The organism is Paenibacillus terrigena DSM 21567, assembly GCF_000374845.1.
GTDB lineage: Bacteria > Bacillota > Bacilli > Paenibacillales > Paenibacillaceae > Paenibacillus_K > Paenibacillus_K terrigena.
Genome location: NZ_KB895413.1, coordinates 679,335 through 701,213, shown reverse-complemented (window position 1 = coordinate 701,213; position 21,879 = coordinate 679,335). Strand labels below are relative to the sequence as shown.

At 45.6% G+C, this 21,879-nt stretch carries 21 protein-coding genes; 2 read left to right on the top strand and 19 right to left on the bottom strand.

Annotation, left to right across the window (positions count from 1 at the left end; translation table 11 throughout):
• Nucleotides 1–9 precede the first annotated feature (9 nt).
• Nucleotides 10–3,447, bottom strand: coding sequence for a methionine synthase (gene metH / locus C558_RS0107380; RefSeq protein ID WP_018755614.1), 3,438 nt, complete (start codon nt 3,445–3,447; stop codon nt 10–12).
• 155 nt (nt 3,448–3,602) lie between these two features.
• Here metH and C558_RS0107375 point away from each other — a divergent pair, with 155 nt between their 5' ends.
• A complete protein-coding gene (locus C558_RS0107375) occupies nt 3,603–4,145 on the top strand; it encodes a 1,2-dihydroxy-3-keto-5-methylthiopentene dioxygenase (protein WP_018755613.1) in 543 nt (180 codons plus the stop codon).
• 70 nt (nt 4,146–4,215) lie between these two features.
• On the opposite strand, the gene C558_RS0107370 is transcribed toward C558_RS0107375, so the two are convergent.
• The 6 genes from C558_RS0107370 to C558_RS0107345 all read right to left on the bottom strand — a co-directional run bounded on the left by C558_RS0107370 (nt 4,216) and on the right by C558_RS0107345 (nt 7,476).
• A complete protein-coding gene (locus C558_RS0107370; RefSeq protein ID WP_040674607.1) occupies nt 4,216–4,650 on the bottom strand; it encodes a FixH family protein in 435 nt (144 codons plus the stop codon).
• 36 nt (nt 4,651–4,686) lie between these two features.
• Nucleotides 4,687–5,250, bottom strand: coding sequence for an SCO family protein (locus C558_RS0107365; RefSeq protein WP_018755611.1), 564 nt, complete (start codon nt 5,248–5,250; stop codon nt 4,687–4,689).
• 178 nt (nt 5,251–5,428) lie between these two features.
• The gene (locus tag C558_RS0107360; protein WP_018755610.1) at nt 5,429–6,226 is read right to left on the bottom strand and encodes an HAD family hydrolase; all 798 of its coding nucleotides are present in this window, start codon (nt 6,224–6,226) and stop codon (nt 5,429–5,431) included.
• A gap of 38 nt (nt 6,227–6,264) precedes the next feature.
• Entirely contained in the window at nt 6,265–6,783 is a 519-nt protein-coding gene (locus C558_RS0107355) for a hypothetical protein (protein WP_018755609.1), read from the bottom strand.
• Between the two features lie 48 nt (nt 6,784–6,831).
• Entirely contained in the window at nt 6,832–7,032 is a 201-nt protein-coding gene (locus C558_RS0107350; protein ID WP_018755608.1) for a DUF896 domain-containing protein, read from the bottom strand.
• A gap of 114 nt (nt 7,033–7,146) precedes the next feature.
• Complete coding sequence (locus C558_RS0107345; RefSeq protein WP_169445318.1) at nt 7,147–7,476, bottom strand: LysM peptidoglycan-binding domain-containing protein; 330 nt, start codon at nt 7,474–7,476, stop codon at nt 7,147–7,149.
• A 208-nt stretch (nt 7,477–7,684) separates the two neighbouring features.
• Here C558_RS0107345 and lexA point away from each other — a divergent pair, with 208 nt between their 5' ends.
• Nucleotides 7,685–8,311, top strand: a complete 627-nt coding sequence (gene lexA, locus C558_RS0107340; RefSeq protein WP_018755606.1) for a transcriptional repressor LexA — start codon at nt 7,685–7,687, stop codon at nt 8,309–8,311.
• Between the two features lie 439 nt (nt 8,312–8,750).
• On the opposite strand, the gene glnA is transcribed toward lexA, so the two are convergent.
• The 12 genes from glnA to mutL form a co-directional block, all read right to left on the bottom strand.
• Complete coding sequence (glnA, locus tag C558_RS0107335) at nt 8,751–10,079, bottom strand: type I glutamate--ammonia ligase (protein WP_018755605.1); 1,329 nt, start codon at nt 10,077–10,079, stop codon at nt 8,751–8,753.
• A 34-nt stretch (nt 10,080–10,113) separates the two neighbouring features.
• Complete coding sequence (locus tag C558_RS0107330) at nt 10,114–10,524, bottom strand: MerR family transcriptional regulator (protein ID WP_018755604.1); 411 nt, start codon at nt 10,522–10,524, stop codon at nt 10,114–10,116.
• Nucleotides 10,525–10,604: 80 nt separating this feature from the next.
• Nucleotides 10,605–11,858 carry a methionine gamma-lyase family protein gene (locus C558_RS0107325; protein WP_018755603.1) on the bottom strand — a complete coding sequence of 418 codons (1,254 nt, stop codon included), beginning with the start codon at nt 11,856–11,858 and terminating at the stop codon, nt 10,605–10,607.
• 52 nt (nt 11,859–11,910) lie between these two features.
• Nucleotides 11,911–12,912, bottom strand: coding sequence for a stage V sporulation protein K (gene spoVK / locus C558_RS0107320; protein WP_018755602.1), 1,002 nt, complete (start codon nt 12,910–12,912; stop codon nt 11,911–11,913).
• Between the two features lie 81 nt (nt 12,913–12,993).
• On the bottom strand, nt 12,994–13,590 hold the full coding sequence (locus C558_RS0107315) for a YdcF family protein (RefSeq protein ID WP_245583743.1): 597 nt from the start codon (nt 13,588–13,590) through the stop codon (nt 12,994–12,996).
• Nucleotides 13,591–13,616: 26 nt separating this feature from the next.
• Complete coding sequence (locus C558_RS0107310; RefSeq protein ID WP_018755600.1) at nt 13,617–14,201, bottom strand: ribonuclease FAU-1 family protein; 585 nt, start codon at nt 14,199–14,201, stop codon at nt 13,617–13,619.
• Between the two features lie 172 nt (nt 14,202–14,373).
• Nucleotides 14,374–15,042, bottom strand: coding sequence for a peptidylprolyl isomerase (locus C558_RS0107305; RefSeq protein WP_018755599.1), 669 nt, complete (start codon nt 15,040–15,042; stop codon nt 14,374–14,376).
• A 28-nt stretch (nt 15,043–15,070) separates the two neighbouring features.
• Nucleotides 15,071–17,659: a PBP1A family penicillin-binding protein gene (locus tag C558_RS0107300; RefSeq protein WP_018755598.1), complete on the bottom strand. Its 2,589-nt coding sequence runs from the start codon at nt 17,657–17,659 to the stop codon at nt 15,071–15,073.
• Between the two features lie 156 nt (nt 17,660–17,815).
• Nucleotides 17,816–18,055, bottom strand: coding sequence for an RNA chaperone Hfq (hfq, locus tag C558_RS0107295; RefSeq protein ID WP_018755597.1), 240 nt, complete (start codon nt 18,053–18,055; stop codon nt 17,816–17,818).
• 18 nt (nt 18,056–18,073) lie between these two features.
• A complete protein-coding gene (gene miaA / locus C558_RS0107290) occupies nt 18,074–19,057 on the bottom strand; it encodes a tRNA (adenosine(37)-N6)-dimethylallyltransferase MiaA (protein ID WP_018755596.1) in 984 nt (327 codons plus the stop codon).
• Nucleotides 19,038–19,826, bottom strand: coding sequence for a class I SAM-dependent methyltransferase (locus C558_RS0107285; protein WP_018755595.1), 789 nt, complete (start codon nt 19,824–19,826; stop codon nt 19,038–19,040). The genes miaA and C558_RS0107285 overlap by 20 nt, the downstream gene beginning before the upstream one ends.
• Before the next feature lie 43 nt (nt 19,827–19,869).
• Entirely contained in the window at nt 19,870–21,861 is a 1,992-nt protein-coding gene (gene mutL, locus C558_RS0107280) for a DNA mismatch repair endonuclease MutL (protein ID WP_018755594.1), read from the bottom strand.
• Nucleotides 21,862–21,879: the final 18 nt, after the last annotated feature.

Genomic DNA, 21,879 nt, shown 5'->3' with positions numbered 1-21,879 from the left:
TAATCTATATTATACTTTCTCAACGTTAAAATATTGCGCTTGCGGATGAGCAAATACCATCGCAGATACAGATGCCTCTGGTTCCATCATAAACCCTTCTGTCAGTTCAATGCCAATATCCTCTGGTTTCATGAGCTCGAACAGTGGTCCTTGATCTTCAAGATCCGGACATGCAGGATATCCAAAGGATACCCGAATGCCTTGATATCTTGCCCCATGACGCTGCTTCATCGTCATCTCCTGCGGATCCGGGTAACCCCAAATATCACGCATCATATGATGAACCCGCTCTGCCAGACCTTCTGCCACTTCTAGCGCTGTCGCTTGAATCGCATGGGATTTCAGATAGTCGCCCTCATCCTTATACTTCGTCGCTAGCTCACGGACACCGTTACCGGCCGTCACGACTAAAAATCCGACGTAATCCATGATTCCACTCTCAACCGACTTCAAATAATCTGCTAGACACAGGAATGGCTCCACTTGCTGCCTTGGGAATGTGAAAGTGTGAAGAACTTTCGTTGTATCCTGTGGATCATAGATTATAATGCTATCGCCTGACGATTGTGCAGGGAAGAACCGATACATGCCTTGCGCTTTGATCGTACCATCCGAGATTGCATTCTGCAATATTTCATCGACCGTCGCTTTAAGCTCGACCGCTTTCGGATTTTTCTCCGCAAGCAACTGTTCTACTGAACCTCGTAGACCGAGATGATGCCCAAGCAGCATCTGCATGTTCACATACGGAATGATATGTCCTAATGGATAGTCGCGAAGAATATGACGATCGAGATCAGGCGGTATAAATACCGGTGCATCTTGAGAAATGTTGGAACGTACTGCCCGCGTTAGCTTCGGCAGAGGCTTCTTCTCTTCCTCCTCTCCTGCACTTTCCAATATTGCCGCCGTTTCTTCAACCATGCGTTGACGATGCGTCGGATCCATCAGTTTATTCGCAAGATCTAGGCCGTCCATCGCATCTTTCGCATAGAGAACGAGCCCATTATATTCGGGCAAAATACGCGTTTTGGTGAACTTCCGTGTCAGCGCTGCACCGCCAACCATAATTGGAACATCAATATTCGCATTGCGTAAATCTTGCGCGGTTAGTACCATCTGTTGCGCTGATTTCACGAGTAGACCCGATAGGCCAATGGCATCCGGCTTCTCTTTGCGATAGGCTTCGATAATCTGTTCAGGCGGAACTTTAATTCCTAGATTAACGATTTGAAATCCATTATTCGATAGAATGATCTCAACCAAGTTCTTTCCGATATCGTGCACGTCGCCTTTTACCGTTGCGAGCATGATCTTCCCTTTGACAGAGGATTCATTCTTCTCCATAAATTGCTCCAGATGTGCGACAGACGCTTTCATCACTTCCGCACTCTGTAACACTTCAGCAACGATCAACTCGTTATTATTGAACAATCGACCGACTTCAGACATCCCTTCCATCAGCGGTCCATTAATGACTTCAAGCGCAGTGTACTTCTTAAGTGCCTCGTCCAAATCTGGAATAAGGCCTTCTTTCGTTCCTTCGACAACGTAAGATGCCAAACGCTCTTCTAATGTTAGGTTCGAAGCTTTCTCTTTCTTCACGACTTTCTTATCCCGGAACGCCGCTACAAAAGCAGAAAGTGTCGCATCATTCGTATCGTACAGCAATTCCTCGGACAGACGACGCTCGTGTTCAGGGATCGATGCATAACGTTCTAACTTTTCCGTGTTTACAATAGCGTAATCAAGTCCTGCCTTCGTACACTCATACAAGAAGACAGAGTTCAGCACCTCACGCCCTGCTTCCGGTAATCCGAACGAAATGTTACTAATTCCTAGAATCGTCTGACATTCCGGCATCGCTTCCTTAATGAGGCGAATCCCTTCAATTGTCTCTTTTGCCGAGCCGATATATTGTTCATCCCCTGTTCCAACTGGGAAGACGAGCGGGTCGAAAATAATGTCTTCTGGCTGCATTCCGTATTTGTTCACAAGAAGATCTCGGGAGCGCTTAGCAACTTCCAGCTTATCTTCCCGCGTGATTGCTTGTCCGCGCTCATCTATCGTTCCGACAACCGCTGCTGCACCATACTTATGAATCAATGGGACGACATGTTCGAATTTCTCTTCGCCATCCTCTAAATTAATGGAGTTAATAATTGCTTTCCCTTGCGAATACTTCAGTGCCAGATCGATAACCTTCGCATCCGTTGTATCGATGACGAGAGGTACTTTGACCTTCTTTACAACGAGTTCCAAGAATTTCATCATATCCTCGGATTCTTCACGATCCGGGTCCTGTACACAGACGTCAATGACGTGTGCACCGCTTTTCACTTGCGCACGTGCGATCTCGGATGCTTCCTCATACTTTCCTTCTGCAATCAGTCGTTTGAACTTCCGGGAGCCTAATACGTTCGTCCGTTCTCCAACCATGTAGGGTCGGTTCTCCGATTCAATGTATACTGTCTCAATTCCGGATACAGCAGGAGGATGTGTTCCAAATGCGCTCCGTGGTTTGAATTGGCTCATCGTCTCCGCTAATGCGCGAATATGATCCGGTGTAGTTCCGCAGCATCCACCTGCAATATTAAGCCAACCTTGTTCCGCGAATCCTGCCATTTTCTTCGCTAATGAATCCGGGGATTCATGATAGTGACCATTCTCATCTGGTAACCCCGCATTAGGGTAACAACTAATTGCCGTATCTGCAATTTCAGACAATGAACGAATATGGTCACGCATAAATTCTGGGCCTGTTGCACAGTTGAGTCCAACCGAGATCGGCTTCAAATGCTCTAACGAGATATATAAAGATTCAATGTTCTGCCCGGCAAGCGTTGTACCCATCGGTTCGATCGTCCCAGAGATCATCAATGGTAGTGTCTTCCCCGCGGTCTCAAATGCACGTCTAATTCCGATACTGCCCGCTTTCACATTCAATGTATCTTGCGACGTCTCAAGCAATATTGTGTCAACACCGGCCTCGATTAATGCTAGTGTTTGCTCATAATAGGAATCTACAAGCTCATCGAACGTGACACCACCCGTTACGGACAAGGTTTTCGTCGTTGGGCCTAATGCACCTGCAACATAACGCGGCCACTCCGGCGTAGAATATTTGTTCGCAGCATCTACGGCGAGCTTGGCAGCAGCCAAATTAAGTTCTCTTGCTCGGTCCTGCAAATCATATTCGGCAAGTACCACACTGGTGGCACCAAACGTATTCGTCTCCAAAATATCCGCGCCAGCCTCAAGATATTCTTCATGAATCTTCTGGATCACATCCGGACGCGTTAGAACAAGAATTTCATTACAACCATCAAGTTCCTCGCTTCCGAAATCATCCTCTGTTAAGTCTTCACGCTGAATCATCGTTCCCATTGCGCCGTCAAGGATAAGGATTTTATGTTTCATTTGTTCTTGTATGCTCAGCTTACTCATGCCTAATCCCCTTCCTACTGCAAAAACGTTAAGAATTAGTTTAACAGAATACCAAACTTTAGAAAAGTGTCTATGCATTAAAAGTCGACAGCCAGCGATAAATCCACTATAATACAATCAATATCAAGTTAATTTATAGGAAAGAAGGGATTATTTTGGCTGAAATTTACATTCGCAATACTGGGGAGCGCATTTCAGGCGAAGAAGAAGTTCGTGCATTTCTAGCGAACCAAGAAGTATTATATGAACATTGGGATGCAACGAAGTTGCCAGAAAACCTTCGCGAGCGTTTCGTCCTCTCCGATGAAGAGAAGGCCGAAGTTCTCGCTACCTATGACGCAGAGATTCGTGATCTAGCTGCACGTCGCGGCTATCAGATCTGGGATATCATCACATTATCGGATGCGACACCTAATCTTGAAGAACTGCTTACGAAGTTCGAAGACGTCCACACACATACAGAAGATGAGATCCGTGCTATTACTGCGGGAAAGGGAATTTTCATCATCAAGGGAAAAGACGACGTAGGTTACTTCAACGTCGAATTAGAAGCTGGTGATGTGATCTCCGTTCCTGAGCATACACCTCACTTCTTTACTTTGATGGATAATCGTCAAATCGTTGCCGTTCGCCTCTTCATTGAGAAAGATGGCTGGATTGCATCTTCCTACAATGACCCTGCGTTCCAAAAGGCATAATTCAATCGATCTTACGCCGAATAATCAAAGCCCGCTTCGTCTTCTTCAGACACAAGCGGGCTTTTTCTTGTTATTTCGTTACTTCGAATTTCTTCGAAGGCATCGAATGCATTTCTCTAGCTGTGACATGCGCAATCATCGTATATTCCCCAGGTTCAGCGAATTGTTTTTCAATTTGATAAACCCCATCATTCGTAAGTTTTGCTTCTGTCTTCTCATGCTCCTGCTCGTCTCCACGCCATACCTCGAACATGACTTTCTGTGCATCATCGACAGGTTTATCGCTTTGCGTCACTTTCGCTTGAAGCACAAGATCTTTATTCGCATCAATCTGCTCCGGCAGAATAATCTCTACTTTGATCGGATTCATTGCATCCTCGTTCATGTCCATATCCATGTTCATTCCATCGTGATTCATAGCTGATTTAGATCCTGAACAACCCGATATTAAGGCAATCAGGAGGATACAAGCAACAGCCAGAGTACTCCAATTTTTTAATCTCATTATTTGCATTCCTTTCTTGTCTGCTTCCATCATCGGTTAGGCTAAATCTTTAATATCCTTAATGATCTGATCATAAGGAACATCTTCAACACCGTCATACTTCTTCATAATATATCCTTCTTTGCTCACCAGGTAGAACGATGTGCCATGAATCATCTGATCTGAACTCGGTTCCTTCTCTACAATCGTCTTAAATGATGACTTCGCGAAAGCCTTAATATCTTCAAGTTTATAATTCGTCAAAAAGTGCCAGCTCGCAAAGTCCACGCCGAATTTGTCAGCGAACGCTTTCATAACCTCAGGTTTATCACGGTCTGGATCTACACTGAAGGATACGAACGTGACATCCAGATTTTCCGCTTTGATTCTCTTCTGAAGATCTGTCAAATTGAACGTCATCGGCTGACAGACTGACGTACAATTCGTAAATACGAAATCGGCAAGCCACACTTTACCTTTCACATCTGCAAGTCCGAACGCTTGCCCAGCCTGATCGGTATACGCGAAATCTCCGACTTTCATGGAGCTTGTCTGCTTCGCTCCACCACACGCTGTTAATAACACTACTACCCCAAGCATTATTACCATTAACTTCTTCATCATAACCCTCTCCTCTATATAGCCAACAAATTCCTTTTTCATTATAAAATGATTGTACACGAGAAGAATGACTCATTCGGGCTATCTTTGTCAATTCTTTGTGACGATTTTGTATCATATGTCATAGCAGAATATAGAAAACCCTTGTTCCGCATCCGGAACAAGGGCAACCCTCTTTTTATGCATGTTGTTCAATAATTTTGTGTAGTTCAGAGAGATGTGTGATTTCATAATCAGGAACAATTTCAGTCGAGCGCTGTGCATCATGTCGATTGACCCAGACAGCATGCATCCCAACACCTAGAGCGCCTTTAATATCGGTTGTAAGCTTGTCGCCCACCATAAGCCCCTCATGAGGCTCAATCTCAAGTGCAGCCATCGCATGTCTAAATATAGATGACGCTGGCTTACCTTCTCCGAATGCACCAGAGATCACGATATGATCAAAATAAGAAATGATATTAGGTACTCCGTTAAGCTTCTCCTGTTGCAAGTCAGGCGATCCATTCGTTAATAATAGAAGCTTCACGTTCCCTTTCAATTCATCAAGAATCTGAAACGTCTCTTCATATACGTAAGGACGCGCTCGACGTTCTGTCGCGAATAATAGACCCAATCGTTCGCCAAGCTCCGCATCTTCAACCCCTAACGACTTCAGACCACGTGTCCACGCTTCTGTTCTGTAACTAGGCGCTAAGGCTTGTAATTGTCGAAACTCTTGTTGTTCCCCATGCGTGAAATTCGCCCACAGACCTTCAAAAGGATTAATTCCAATCATCTGTGTGAACGGGAATGTCGGAAAAGATTCATAGAGTGCTCTAGCTTCACGTCTTACCGCTTCTTCCAACGCAACAGGCTGAATTTGAGGATATGCTTGAGTTGCAGCAACACAAGTAGCTTCAAACGCTTCCTTCACACTGCGATCATCCCATAATAAAGTATCGTCCAGATCGAATAATACGGCCTTAATCGTCATCTCTCTTCTCCCCCATACTTTTACAGTGCTCTATATAATTAACGCTCTTCAAAAGGAACATTATTGACGCGTGCATACTCTTTCAACCGCTCACCGATCACTACCGTATCGTAACGATTCATCAATCTTGAGAACACCCAATTGGAACCTTTAGCCTTCGTACCAATGACGACGTAACCTTTTTGCACGGTGATATCTTTGATTTGGCTAGCATCTAGACGAACGTCTCGATTGAAACGACGTGTCCCTACAGAAGATTTATCTACGCTGATATAAGGTCTACGCAGGAAGATTACAACGCCAAGGAATATGTATAACCCCACCGTTGCCCAGAACAGGGCTGGCGAGGTCTTCTGATCTACAGCGGAATATAGTAGTGCATACAATAATCCGAATGCTACTAATGTAAGAGGTAGGATCAAGTTTCGCCCAACATAACGATCCACACCCGATTTCGCATCTCTACTCGCACCGATCACCTGCTGCCCTTGCTTCTTGCGAACTTTATTCACATTCTTCGTGTTCTTGCGTACCATTCTTTCCCATGAACGGGCCATCGAAATTCTTCCTCCTTGGAAGTTTTCCCGAAAGAAAACTTGCTTCATCTAATGTTTAATTGTTGGATTATTATCATCCTCATCAACTAACTCGATATTATCCAGCTGCTGCTTCAAGGAACGTTTGAACCCATCAATATATTGTTGACGAAGCGCGTCCCGTTCAACCGTCTCTTCCGGTGTCAAGCCTACCGTTTTATGTTTACGAGCCAATTCATTAATTCGCTCTACAATCTTGTCGAAATTCATCACTATCCCCCCTATTCTGTCTATATTACTTTGACATTTACAATAGAGGTTGTCAAGGGTAACCCCTCCACTCTCAGCAGGGCCTATGCCCTATCGAGCATACGAATTAACCTTTTAAAGAACTGGTAATTTAATCACTTCACCTGATTGAATGGAACTGTTCCGTTTACCATTCAGGTCTTTGATCATTTCAATATAATTACGAACATCCATCCCAGCTGGCTTATGTTCATTCGCAATCGCCCACAATGTATCACCTGAAGATACAACAACCTGCAACGGAACGTTCGCATTACGTTCCCCTTCACGCGTATCTGCAGCAAATGCATTCAATAATCCCATACTCGTCAAACTGCATACAAGGACTAAGAACAATACAACCTGAACAACCTTCTTCTTAAGAAAAGAGTCTCTATTCACGACCTCGGAACGGTTATTATACACACTTTGATATGAGCTATACTTTAGCATAATCAGCACCCCAAACGTTTGTTCTGTTTTCTATGTCCATAATTTAACACGAACATTCGTTTGTGTCAACACTATTTTAGAACGTTAGTTCCCCTCGTTCTTACATTTTAGAACTAATGTTTGTACGAACGGTAGTTCTATGCTATAATTTTGTAAAAGTCTACTAATGGAGTTGAACCTCATGTCTAAAATATCCAATAGACAACAAGCTATTTTAGAATTTATAAGGAATGAAGTACGATCTAAAGGTTACCCTCCTTCTGTTCGTGAGATTGGAGAAGCTGTCGGTCTAGCTTCCAGCTCCACTGTGCACGGCCACTTGGATCGATTAGAGAAGAAGGGTTTAATACGCCGCGACCCTACCAAACCGCGGGCCATCGAACTCCTGAGTCAGGAAGAATCCGAACATACGCATCTCTATACGCAGATGATTGCGAAGGTACCGATCGTGGGGAAAGTTACTGCAGGTGCGCCAATTACTGCGACGGAGAACATTGAAGATTATTTCCCGCTTCCAGAGCAATTCGTACATGACCAGAACGTGTTCATGCTGTCCGTTATGGGGGAAAGTATGATCGAGGCAGGTATTCATAATGGAGATTTTGTTATCGTCCGCCAGCAGCAGACAGCGAATAACGGCGATATCGTCGTAGCGATGACAGAAGATGACGAAGCTACTGTCAAGACTTTCTATAAAGAAAAAGATCATATTCGATTACAACCTGAGAATTCAACGATGGAACCGATTCGATTGAATCACGTTACCATTCTTGGTAAAGTTATTGGCTTGTTCCGCAATATGCACTAATTGCTATACATATTAGCTTCGCTGGTTATCCCAACGAGATGCTAATTTATTATGAAGAGTCTCCCGAGCGATCGAGGGACTCTTTTATGCTTTTATGTAGATGAAATCAGCGTTAGTGTTTAACATTTTTTCTGTCACATGAGTGCTCAAATACCCATTGGTGAACTTGCATTCTATACATGTTTCATCCGTTTTGTCATAATAAACTCAACGGAGCCGTCCACAGATAGTTTACCAACCTGGTTCATATCATCATGATTGCAACACTGCATTTGTATAGCTGACCATTCGATCCAACGATAAGAGAATTCGGCTTTGCTGCCCATATGACCTCAAATCGCTGGAACAAACAAAAACAGCCGCTACAACGAGGGCTGTTAGGTTACAAATATTTCAAACAAAAACCCCTAACACTTACAGTGCTAGGGGTTTCATCATTTTAGTAAAGCGTAATGTATTGATCGCGTTCCCATTGGTGAACTTGCGTACGGTACATATCCCACTCGATTTCTTTCAACTCATAGAAGTGAGTCAATGCGTGCTCACCTAGTGCACTGCAGATGACTTCGTCATTCACAAGCTCTGTTAAGGCTTCACGAAGATCGGACGGCAAGCTAGGAATACCTTCAGCGATACGCTCTTCTTCGGACATGACATAGATGTTACGGTCCGTAGGTGCTGGAAGCTCCATTTTGTTCTTAATGCCATCCAGACCTGCTTTGAGCATCACTGCAAGCGATAGATACGGATTCGCAGCCGGATCCGGGTTACGTACTTCAACGCGTGTTCCGAGACCACGAGATGCAGGAATACGAATCATCGGGCTACGATTACTAGCGGACCATGCTACATAGCAAGGCGCTTCATAACCTGGAACCAACCGTTTGTAGGAGTTCACCGTTGGATTCGTAATCGCTGCGAATCCACGGGCATGTTTCAAAATACCTGCCATGTATTGACGAGCTGTTTCGCTTAGACCCAGCTTGTCACTCTCATCATAGAACATATTTGTTTTGCCATTGAATAGCGACTGATGACAGTGCATACCCGAACCATTCACGCCATATAACGGTTTCGCCATAAATGTTGCATGTAGTCCATGCTGTCTAGCAATGGTCTTAACAACAAGCTTAAAGGTCTGAATTTGGTCAGCAGCTTTAATCGCATTTGCATATTTAAAATCAATCTCATGTTGTCCCGGAGCAACCTCATGGTGGGAAGCTTCGATTTCAAATCCCATATCTTCCAGCGTCAATACGATCTCACGACGGCAGTTCTCACCAAGATCTGTTGGCGCAAGGTCGAAGTATCCGCCTTGGTCATTCAGTTCAAGTGTAGGGTTGCCTTTCTCATCCGTCTTGAAGAGGAAGAATTCCGGTTCTGGACCAACATTCATCGTCGTGTAGCCCATTTCTTCCGCTTCTTTCAGCGCACGCTTCAGAATACCGCGTGGATCCCCTTGGAATGGCGTGCCGTCTGGCATGTACACATCACAGATCAGACGAGCGATGCGATCTTCAGTCACCCATGGGTAGATCAACCATGTGTCCAAATCCGGGAACAAGTACATATCCGACTCTTCAATACGTACATAACCTTCAATCGAGGAACCGTCAAACATCATTTTGTTATCAAGCGCCTTCTCCAACTGACTCACTGGAATTTCTACGTTCTTGATCGTTCCTAGCAAATCAGTGAACTGTAGACGAATAAATCTAACATTTTTTTCCTTGGCAATGCGCATAATATCATCTTTTGTAAAACTCACGGTATTCCTCTCCTTTGTTAATCATAATTGATTATTATTTATTATAAAATCGAGACAATTCACCTTGAATCAAGGATACTTGTCCCGGTCTCTTACCGTTAAGCAGCTGCTGCTTGAGTAATCGGTGCAATTGAGAATCCGATAGTTCTTTCCGTTTCACTTCTGTATCCGGTGTAAGGACAGTCGCTTCTTCCGACTCCTTCGACATCGGAACCATCACCTGCTTAATTCCAGCAATGTTCACGCCCTTCTCGATCAACGACTTAATCTCGAGCAATCGCTCAACATCATTGAAAGAAAATAAACGCTGGTTACCAGAGGTCCGAGCAGGAACAATCAACTCATGTTGTTCATAGTAACGAATTTGCCTGGCTGTTAAGTCCGTCAGCTTCATTACGATGCCTATCGGGAATAGAGCCATGTTTCTGCGAATATCATCGCCCATTCTACGCATCCCTTTCTCTCATGGATATGTTAATATCATAGCTCCATCCTCACGTCGTGTCAATAAGATGTTAGATAACTTCACAAAAGATGACTGTTAATCATCTGATCTAGTGCCGTTAACACACCAAACTTGACATGAGAATACGTCAGACCACCTTGCATGTATGCAATATAAGGTTCTCGGATTGGCGCATCGGCGGACAATTCCAAGCTTCCGCCCTGAATAAATGTACCAGCTGCCATAATAACGGGATGCTCATACCCAGGCATGTCCCATGGTTCTGGTACGACATGAGAATCCACGGCAGCTGCTAGCTGAATACCCTGAACAAATCGAATCAAATGATCTGCACTTGTAAATTGGATCGCCTGAATCAAATCCGTACGCGGATCGTTCCAGCTTGGTTTGGTAATAAATCCTAGCTGCTCGAACATCGCTGCCGCGAATACACTTCCTTTGACAGCCTGTCCAACGAGCGTCGGCGCAAGGAACAAGCCTTGGTAGATGGCTCGCGTCGTTCCGAGCATGGCCCCTACTTCACCGCCAATCCCTGGCGCGGTTAGTCGATAAGCCGCTTTCTCCACAAGATCACGTCGACCAACGATGTATCCACCCGTCTCCGCAATGCCTCCGCCGGGATTCTTAATCAGCGATCCCGCCATCATATCAACGCCAACTTCGGTCGGCTCCTGCATTTCCGTGAATTCACCGTAGCAGTTATCCACGAATACAATGACGGATGGATTAATCTCCTTCACCCGGCGAACCATCTCACCGATCTCTGCAACCGTAAACGAAGATCGCCAGGAATACCCACGTGAACGTTGTATGCCGATGACTTTCGTATTCGGTGTCATTCGTTCACGCACAAGTTCCCAATCTACTCCACCATCCGATAGCAGATCGACTTCATCATATTCGATCCCAAAATCCTGCAGTGACCCTGCACCGTCTTGCGGTTTGCCAATGACTTTGTGCAATGTATCGTAAGGCTTCCCTGTAATGTAAAGGAGCTTATCGCTAGGTCGCAGCACCCCAAATAATGCTGTTCCAATCGTATGCGTTCCGGACACAAAATGAGGCCGCACGAGTGCCGCCTCTGCTCCAAACACCTTGGCATATACTTCATCCAACACTTCGCGCCCGCGATCATTATAGCCATAGCCCGTCGATCCCGCGAAATGAAAGTCACTTACTTGATATTGCTGAAATGCACGAATTACTTTCCACTGATTCGCATCCACAATGCGGTCAATCGCATGAATACGACCAGCTATAAGTTCTTCCACTTGCGCCTGCATTGTCGTTAATCGTTCTGAAAAGATTGTCATGATTCTTTCGTCTCTCCCTGTTGCTATCTTAATCACTTGCTGATTTCTACTCTTATGCTCGCCCTGATTTTTCTTTCTCAACCTTCAGGTCATCGTTCTTCAGCGTCATGAGCTCCGATCGGCTCGGTGATTGATGCTGATATTGATTGAGCAGCCTTACGGCTTGGTTGCGGATCGACTTCTCGATCACATTACGAACGTATCGTGCATTACTAAATGCATGGAACGAATCGTTCTTCTCTTGTATTAAATGTTGTCTTAACTTCATGATCGTCTGCGGCATCAAGGTGTAATCACGCTCTTTGACCATCAGCTCAGCGATTTGAATTAATTGATCAATGGAATAGTCAGGAAACTCGATTTGAATCGGGAACCTTGAAGGCAATCCTGGATTCGTCTGAAGGAAAAATTCCATCTCATTGGAATAACCCGCCAAGATTAGCACGAATTGATTCTTCATGTCTTCCATCGCTTTAACTAATGTATCGATAGCTTCTTTTCCAAAATCCTTCTCCCCGCCGCGCGCAAGACTATACGCTTCATCAATGAACAGAACACCGCCAATCGCCTTCTTGACGAGGTCCCTCGTCTTCTGCGCTGTATGCCCGATGTATTCGCCCACCAAATCAGCTCGTTCAACCTCAATCAAATGCCCTTTGCTGAGCACACCCATCTGTTGAAATAGTTTGGCCACAATCCGTGCTACTGTTGTCTTCCCGGTACCTGGGTTGCCTTTGAACACCATATGATAGACATGCGTACTGCTTAGAAGCCCAGCATCCGATCTCATTTGTGAGATTTGCAGCAGCGCATATATTTCATAGACTAACTCTTTAATATTATCCAGACCAATCAATTGGTCCAATTCCTTCTGCATTTCTGCAAAATGACTGTTATGCACAGCTGCTTTGGCCGCTTGTTGCCCCGTACTCTCTGCTTCTGTCGTTGACTGAACTGCAGCATTTGGTTCTTGGTTTCGTAGAATAACACTGATCTGTCTTGATGGTCTTGTCTCGCTCCGTCCATTTGTTGAAGCCACTACTCGCCCATTCATGCTTCATCACCTCATTTTAGTCTAGGTGCTGACCCTTTAATCAATGTATTCTATCTTCGTCCACGATATTAGCAGTTTTGGTCAACCTTTCATTCCTATCGTTATCCACAGTTGGTCCAGCTTCCATTTCGTATACGCTAGCGACTCCCGCATCTGGTGCCACGCCATATTCAGCACTTTCGATTCCGTGGTCGATACAACTGGGCTCTGATACCCTAGGAAATTCGCTATTTCTAGTGATCTTGCCCCATGATAGCGATGCGTGATGATAACAGCCGATTTGTAGCCATGATCTTTCATGATCTCACGACTAAAGAGCAAATTCTCATAGGTGCTCGTCGCTTGATTTTCTAGCAGAATGTGGTCAGAGGGCACGCCTCGCTCTATCAAATACGCCGCCATACCTTGTGCCTCCGTCAACCGAAGAGAAGGATGATCCAATCCGCCCGTGACGATAAACGTATCGAAATGACCTGCTTGATACAGTGATAATGCATGATCCAACCGTTCTACGAGTGCCGGACTCGGCTTATTATCCCATAATACTGCCCCAAGAACGATACCAACATCGGCATGAGACAATTCGCGTCCAGATGATTTGTTATGGATAACCCATTGCGTATACACAAACCAAATAAGTCCGCAAACGACGAAAAGGAGCATAACTCTGAAAATCATGCTCCCCTTCATCTTTGATCCCGTTCTCAACATATAGGCCCCGGCGCCGAAGCGTCTCCAGGATGAGCATCATGACCAATACCGAACTCGGACCTTAAATCACGTTCTGACATGACGAAGTAAGGGAATAAATGTGCCGTAATAATCCGCAGCAATTGTCTTGCCGTATCTGTCGCCAGCTCGTAATCCTCTTGCGTAATATCGCCATCGATAAGCGCATCGTCCAGTTCATCTTCATCCATCAAAAAAACAGCCCCGGTAGGCAGCACTACAATATCTAAGAACAAATCATCAAACCACGGAACCCCTTGTTCCGTTACGCCTTGCGACTTGCAGATGTCAATGTACCATTGAACAATACGCTGTTTGTCATCAAACATCGCCGTCACAATAAAATTCTCATTCTGCGGAAAGTATTGCAGCCACGAATAACCTGCATCAGCAAGACACAGCTTCTTGCCGTCGTATTCTTTCCAGAGTGGGTCCCGAAGCCGCTCGATCGTATATAAAGTCACAAAGCCAGTAAACTCCGGTTTATCCACAAATTTCGATGTAAAGTGCTTACTGATAATTCTTCGCCAATTGGCGCGATCCGAAAATTTACGTTTCATGGGAATGACCCTCTCCATACGTTCTACTAAAAATCTTACCACAATTAGTAAGCCTACACCAGTCATCCCCTACAGCCACATACAAAAAACATTCATGTCAATCGAATTCATGTTCAAAAGTAATGCGTCAGAGCAAATAAAAAAACGTGCCAGAGGCACGTTTTTTTAGGAATTATTGTTCCGTTATTTCTATCGATTTAATGGTCACTGACTCCATCGGCTTACTTTTTTCCCGACCAGAATCATCGAGCTCCGTCGGCGTAGCAGCAATTTTCTTCACCGTATCCATTCCCTCGGACACTTTACCGAAGATGGGATAATTAGGTGTGCCATTCAATGAATCGATATCTGCACCTGTTCCAATGAAGAACTGACTGCCAGCAGAATTCGGAGCCCTAGTCTTCGCCATCGCCACGGTACCAACTTCATACTTATGCGGACCGCCTAATTCATCTTGAATTGTATATCCCGGGCCGCCAGCGCCAGTCCCTTGCGGGTCACCTGTCTGAACCATAAAGGACTCAATAATCCGATGGAACGTAATTCCATTATAGAAGCCTTCCTTCGCTAAGAACACGAAGTTATTCACGGTGATTGGCGCATCCTTCGCGAACAATTCGATGGTGAACTCGCCTTTCGATGTCGACACTTTCGCCGTATATTTCTTATTCGTATCAATCGCCATTGCTGGAGCTTCTTTCCACGACTTCGACTGCTGTGTCTCAGGTGTTGGCTGCGGCTTCTCCTCAACCGTATTTTTACCCCCACAAGCACTCAACATGAGCACCGTGGTTAGTACCACGACCAGCGGAAGCATCCAACGGTTCAACGGTTTCTGCATCTGTTAACACGCTCCAAATTCGATCATATTATGGGATTTGTAATGTATCCATTGTAGCCGTATTTGCTTGCTTATCCTTGCCTTTGTCTTTGTTTTTATCTTTACCTTTGCCATGGCCCTGATTATCACCGTTGCCATTCCCATTATTATCTGGAACGATCGTCCCTTGGTCAGTTGTCCCTGTACCCTGATCTACCCATCCGCCATTCGAGTTATCCGGTGTTCCTGGGTCCGGTGTCACATTACCATTGCCACCGTCTGGGTTCTCAGTGGATGGATCCGATCCATCTCCGATTCCCCCATTTTCATTCGGATCCGTTACTGGATTATTCGGATCTACGGGCGGCTGCTCGATGTCAGGTAAATCATTATCGATTTTGATACTGACCTTAGCAGACGGATCTGTCTCTAGATTTACATTTGCTAAAAACGCTGTGACATAGTACTCATATTGCGCATTCGGCACAACCTGAATATCTTCATAACTATTGGATGTAACCTCACCAACCATGGAGAACTTCGACTCCGTAGACTCCTTGCGGTAAATCCGATAAGTTGGCTGATTATCTCCACTAAGCGCAGACCAGTTCAAGGTCACGGACTGTGTAGCCGCAGCATAAGAAGCAACCAGGCCATTTACTCTATCCTGCTTCACCTTCTCTTCAACGACTCCGGTCGGCTTTGAGAATTCACCTTTTTTCTTGTTCGCGAGCGCCTTAGTCATGACTTTCTTAAAGAGTGAAGCCGCTTGACTTGAGCCCTTCTTCACAAGATGGTCACGATCTGTTTTATCATATCCCATCCATACGGCACCTGTCCATTCAGGTGTATATCCAACAAACCAGACATCCCGGTTGCCACTGCTCTTGAATCCTTTAATCCCATGCTGTGTTGTTCCTGTTTTCCCTGCTGTAGGTCGTCCGCTGATTTTAGCGGATTTCCCTGTCCCGTTATTAACGACCTCTTGCAAGACATTGGTCATGTAATATGAGGTCTGCTCTTTCATGACGCGCTCGCCTTTACCTTCATCGAAGGAATATACCGATTTATTATCCCGATCGACAACCTCAAGGACCGAGTGTGCAGGATCATAATATCCGCCATTTGCAAATGCGCTGTAGGCTGTCGCCATTTGAATTGGTGAAGCACCGTATGTTAATCCACCTAATGCAATCGTCAAGTTGCGATCTTCAGGTACTAATGGAATACCTAATTTCTTAGCAAAATCAAATCCTGTCTTCACGCCAATCTCATTCAATAGCCATACCGAAGGCAAGTTAATCGATTTCTGCAAAGCATACGTGAAACTCACAGGACCAATATACTTATTGCTTCCTAAGTCAGATGGACTGTAGTCACCAAAGCTCTGTTTGTCATCACGCAGCGTCGACCACGGGAAGTAATTCCCAGTATCTAGAGCTGGACCATAACTTGCAATCGGTTTAAACGTTGAACCTGGCTGACGAGGTACTTTCGCACGGTTTAACCCCTTACGGATGTAATCGCGACCTCCGGCCATCGCAACGAGACCACCGGTGTGTTGGTCCATGATGACCATCGAGCCTTGCATCTGCTGATCGTCCTTACTTTTCTCGAAGTTATCATCATTCGCGAACTCTTCCTCTACGGCATTCTGAGCTTCAGGAACGAGTGTCGTATAGATCTTGTATCCACCACGATAAAGTTCATCCTCTGTTAATCCCGTCTTATCGCCGGCTTCATCAATAGCATAATCAATAAAGGCAGATGACACACGCTTCGTTTCGGTCTGTGCATCTGGATTATAATCCGCTTTCGCCGCTTCATTCATTTGTGCCTGCGTGATGTAGCCTTGATCCGCCATCAGCTTCAAGACCACGCCCCGACGTTCCTTAGACTTTTCCGGATTGGATAATGGGTTGTACGAAGATGGCGCCTTCGGCATCGCCGCGAGTGTTGCAATCTCCCAGATCTCTAGATCCTTCAAGTCGCTTTTCCCGAAATACCGTTTACTTGCCGCCTTAATCCCATATGCACCTTTACCGAAGAAAATCCGATTCAAATACATTTCGAGAATCTCATCTTTGGTCTTATGATTCTCTAGCGCAAGGGCAATCGACACTTCCGTCGCTTTCCGGAAGAACGTCTTATCGTGCGACAAGAACAAGTTCTTCGCTAACTGTTGAGTAATCGTACTACCACCCTCGACCTTACTGCGAGCAATAACATCCTTCACAGCCGCACGTCCGATGGACCATAAGTCCACACCTTGGTGTTCATTAAAACGACGATCTTCCGTCGCAATAAATGCGTTGCGCACCATTTCTGGAATTTCATCAAATGTCACAGGCTCACGGTTTTCTACATAGAGCTTCGTAACTTCTTTCTTATTCACGTCATAGATAATTGAAGCTTCATCCATGACCTCGTATTTATCGCCATTCTCTTTCAGAATTCGTTCCCCATTAAGAATAATCCATAAATACCCCGCAATTGCGCAAAATACAGCAATCGCAATCGTAAAGAATAAGAGCAGCAATCCCTTTTTCCAAGTGAACGGTTTTCTCCCTTTACTCTTACTCTTTGGCTTTTTAGCCGCCGTGCGCGATGAACGGCTATTGCTTGGTTCATTAGGCATCTCTACCGACTCCCTTTCAGCCTATTTCTCTCTAAGTAGTATGATGTTATTGATTTTTGTCGCATGAATGAAAAGAACAACCCGTCTCAGGGTTGCTCATCCAATCCATGACTATTTCATTTAACGAAACTCATTATGAAAAAGTTTCAAAAAAGATTATTCGTTCGAGCTATTATCCTGTACTAACGATACATTTCGCTGCGGTGTAAACGTGGAAATCGCATGTTTGTACACCATTTGCTGACGCCCTTCACTATCAATCACAATCGTAAAATTATCGAATGCTTTGATCACGCCGCGAATTTGAAAGCCATTTGTTAAATATACCGTAACGGGAATATTATCCTTACGCAATTGGTTCAAGAATGTATCCTGAATATTAATGGATTTGTTCATTAGCCGTACCCCCACATATCATTTAGATTGTTTTGAAATATATTCAAGATCGATGTGAAACTTTCCTGCTATTATATCACGAATTAGTTCCTTCTTCTCAGAAAAATTTTCTGGATTCGTTACATCGACCCAGTTAATCTCTTGCATATGATGGAACCAGGAGAGCTGTCTCTTAGCAAATCTTCGGGTATCTCGTTTGAGTAATGTGACCGCTTCTTCGAACGAACATTCCCCTTCGATAAAGGCAGCAATCTCCTTGTATCCAAGCCCTTGCATTGAAACGAGCTGCCTCGAATACCCTTGATTCAATAGACGCTCCACTTCCTGAACGAGCCCTTGCTCAATCATTTGATCAACACGTGCTTCGATCCGTTGATACAGAAGCGCGCGATCCATTGTGAGTCCAATAATACACAATTCAAATGGCGAAGTCTTGGTCTGTCCCGCAAGCTGCTCGGACAATGGATTACCTGTAAGGTGGTACACCTCAAGCGCACGGATAATACGGCGTTGATCATTCGGATGCAATCGATCGGCAGAGACCGCATCAACTGCTCTTAACTTGTCATGGAGCGCTTCGGCGCCGTGCTTCTCGGCATATTGAACTTGCTCTAGCCGGAATGCTTCGTCAGCCCCGCTCTCTGTAAACTCGAAGCCGTAGCATACCGACTCCACGTAGAGCCCCGTACCCCCGACGATGAATGGAAGCTTGCCGCGCCCCTCAATCTCTGCTATGAGCGTCGTACAGCGTTCCTGAAATTCCGCAACGGAGAACGGCTCGTCCGGCTCATGAATATCGATCATATGATGTTCGATACCTTCCTGCTCCGCAGGCGAGAGCTTTGCCGTCCCGATATCCATCTGTCGATAGACTTGCATGGAATCGCCTGAGATAATCTCGCAATTGAACATTCTAGCGAGGTCAAGACTTAACGCCGTCTTGCCCACCGCAGTCGGCCCGATCAACACGAGTAAGCGCGGTTTATGATTCGTTGTTGTCAATGTGTATCACTCCGTAAGTAATTTTGGACGGGTTGCGGTGAACACAAGAGAACCCTAACCGTTCAAACTCTGAACTGTCCCGCTGTTCCTTTAATACGACTGACTTGCGTGCAACGCGCTTCGCATGCTCAATGCTCTCCTCTGTCAACGCTGCATGATTCGCAAGATCTCGCAGCGAATTGAGAGCACTTGAATCCATTAATGGTTCCCTGAACATCGGGTCGAAATAGACAACATCCACACTACGATCCGGAAGTTCTCTCAGATATGCATCATGGCTCACATGCTTCATCTGAATCCGGCGCATCGCCTCGTTCATCGCCTCAACCTCTGTCTGATACGTCTGAAGCCCTTCTCTCACGAGTGCGAATAGAGGGAGCTGGCTTTCAAGCGATATGACCCGCCCACGTATGCCAACACCATAAGAGAACACGATGGAATCTGAGCCGAGGCCTGCCGTACAATCGAGTACCGTATCTCCTGGTTGAATGTCCGCAATGTCAAGCATGGGATCATTCTCACCGCGTAGTAGACGTTTGACTCTGACGAACGACATGCTCGGATGGAAATGCATCGCGGGCTTCTCTGGATGAACATACCGAATTTCTTGATCCGTAATGATGATCATATCAGAGTCCTTGTAAATGGAATAGAGCTTCGAGACTGAATGCCTCTGTCTCGTAACATAGCGACATTGGAGCTCTTGCGCAAGCATTTGAGCCCGTGCCACGGATTGCTCGGAAGACGAATCTGCCGTCGTAATGATCATAACCTCACCCTTATTATAAGTCTAACAACGGGTATTCTCAAATTTACATCACCCGTTTGAACATTTTTTCCAATTCATAGGTAGAAAAACTAATGACAATCGGTCGTCCATGCGGACATGTATACGGCTGTTTGCATGCTGCAAGCCGCTCGATAAGGACCTCTGCTTCTAACGTCGTAAGCTTCTGATTAGCTTTGATGGATGCTTTACAGGAGCACATAATGGCTGATTTTTCACGCAGCTTTGCAATATCTACAGATTTCTCCTGTAAGACCCAATCTGACATTTCTTGAATAAGCGATTCAGCTTCGCCTTCTGGGAACCAGTGCGGATAGGCCCGCACGAGGAAGGTCTGACCTCCGAAATGCTCGAGCAATACACCCGCCTGCTCAAAGAGTGGAATCCGTGCTTTAATCATCTCCGATTCCGTGGGTGTAAATTCAAGCGTAATCGGGAGCAGCAATTCTTGCGAAGCTGCCGCTGGATTGCCGAATTTCTCATAGTAAAACTCATAGTTGATGCGTTCATGTGCCGCATGCTGATCGATCAGATACAATCCGTTATCATTCTGAGCGATCAAATACGTGCCATGCATTTGACCAATCATCGAGAGTTCTGGGAATGCTGGCAATGACGTGCTCGTCTCTGGCGCCTGATATAATTGCTCCATCATCGGAGATGATAATTGATTCGATGCTCCTGGATTCACACCCGCGTACAATCTTGGGTTTGTATTGCCACCGCTTGTATAGGGACCGCGCTCTCTTAACGTCGGAATCGGTTCCTGCTGGCTTCTGCGATCTGCATAGAACGGCGTACGATCCGATTCTACCTCAGGCATTCCCGTGTTTACACGTACCTGGGCCGCGCTTCTCGATCCTAAATCTTCGGAATGTACCGGAAATGGCGATGGAGTAAGCGTCGATTGCGAAGATGATGCTTCTGCCTGCATCCCCATCCCCGTATCTCTCCTCACAAATTGCAGCTGCTCCTGAATATACGCACTCTTCTCCCCGCTCTTCGGTTTCGCCGCAGCCGGGATTAGAACTTGATCTTGCAAGGCTTGTCCAAGGGTATGCTGCACGAACTGGCATAGTTCGGCTTCTTTGCTGAATCGCACCTCGAGCTTCGCCGGATGCACATTCACATCGACCAATGTAGGGTGCATTTCAAGATGCAGGACAACAAGCGGATAACGATTGATTGGCAATAAGGTATGGTAGGCCTGTTGAATTGCTTGATTCAGCGCATAATTCCGAATAAACCGGCCATTCACGACCGTTGATATCGCGTTCCGATTCGAACGTGTCTGCTCTGGTTTGCATATATACCCTGTCAACCGATAATCCAGCTGCTCCCCTTCCACGGGGATCATCGATTTCGCGACGGAAGTCCCATAGATTGCAGCGATGACTTGGAGTAAATCCCCATTACCTAACGATTGCAGCAGTATATTCCCATTATGTCGTAAGGTAAAAGCAATCTGCGGATGCGCAAGCGCCATACGATGCATCGTATCCGATATATGCCCGAGTTCCGTCTGGATCGTCTTCATATATTTCAATCGAGCTGGCGTATTATAGAACAATTCCTTCACGGTAAAATCAGTCCCGCGTGAAGCATTGGCGTCACCGTTCATCTTCAGCGTACCGCCTTCGATGACAATACGACGCCCAAGTCCACTATCTTCGGAGGAAGACGTACATTCCACCTTCGATACCGCCGCAATACTCGGCAAGGCCTCTCCGCGAAACCCTAGGCTTCGAATTTGGAATAGATCGCGACCATTTGCAATTTTACTGGTTGCATGACGATAGAATGCTCTCTCGCAATCCTCCGCATCAATGCCCAAGCCGTTATCCGTGACCCGAATCATCTGAAGACCGCCCTCTTCTACGGTGACATCGACTCGCGTACTGCCCGCATCGATCGCATTCTCGACAAGCTCCTTGATGACTGATGCAGGTCGTTCGACGACTTCACCGGCAGCAATTTGGTTGGCTATATGCTCGTCCAATACATGAATTCTCGACATCCTTCATCCCCTCTTCCC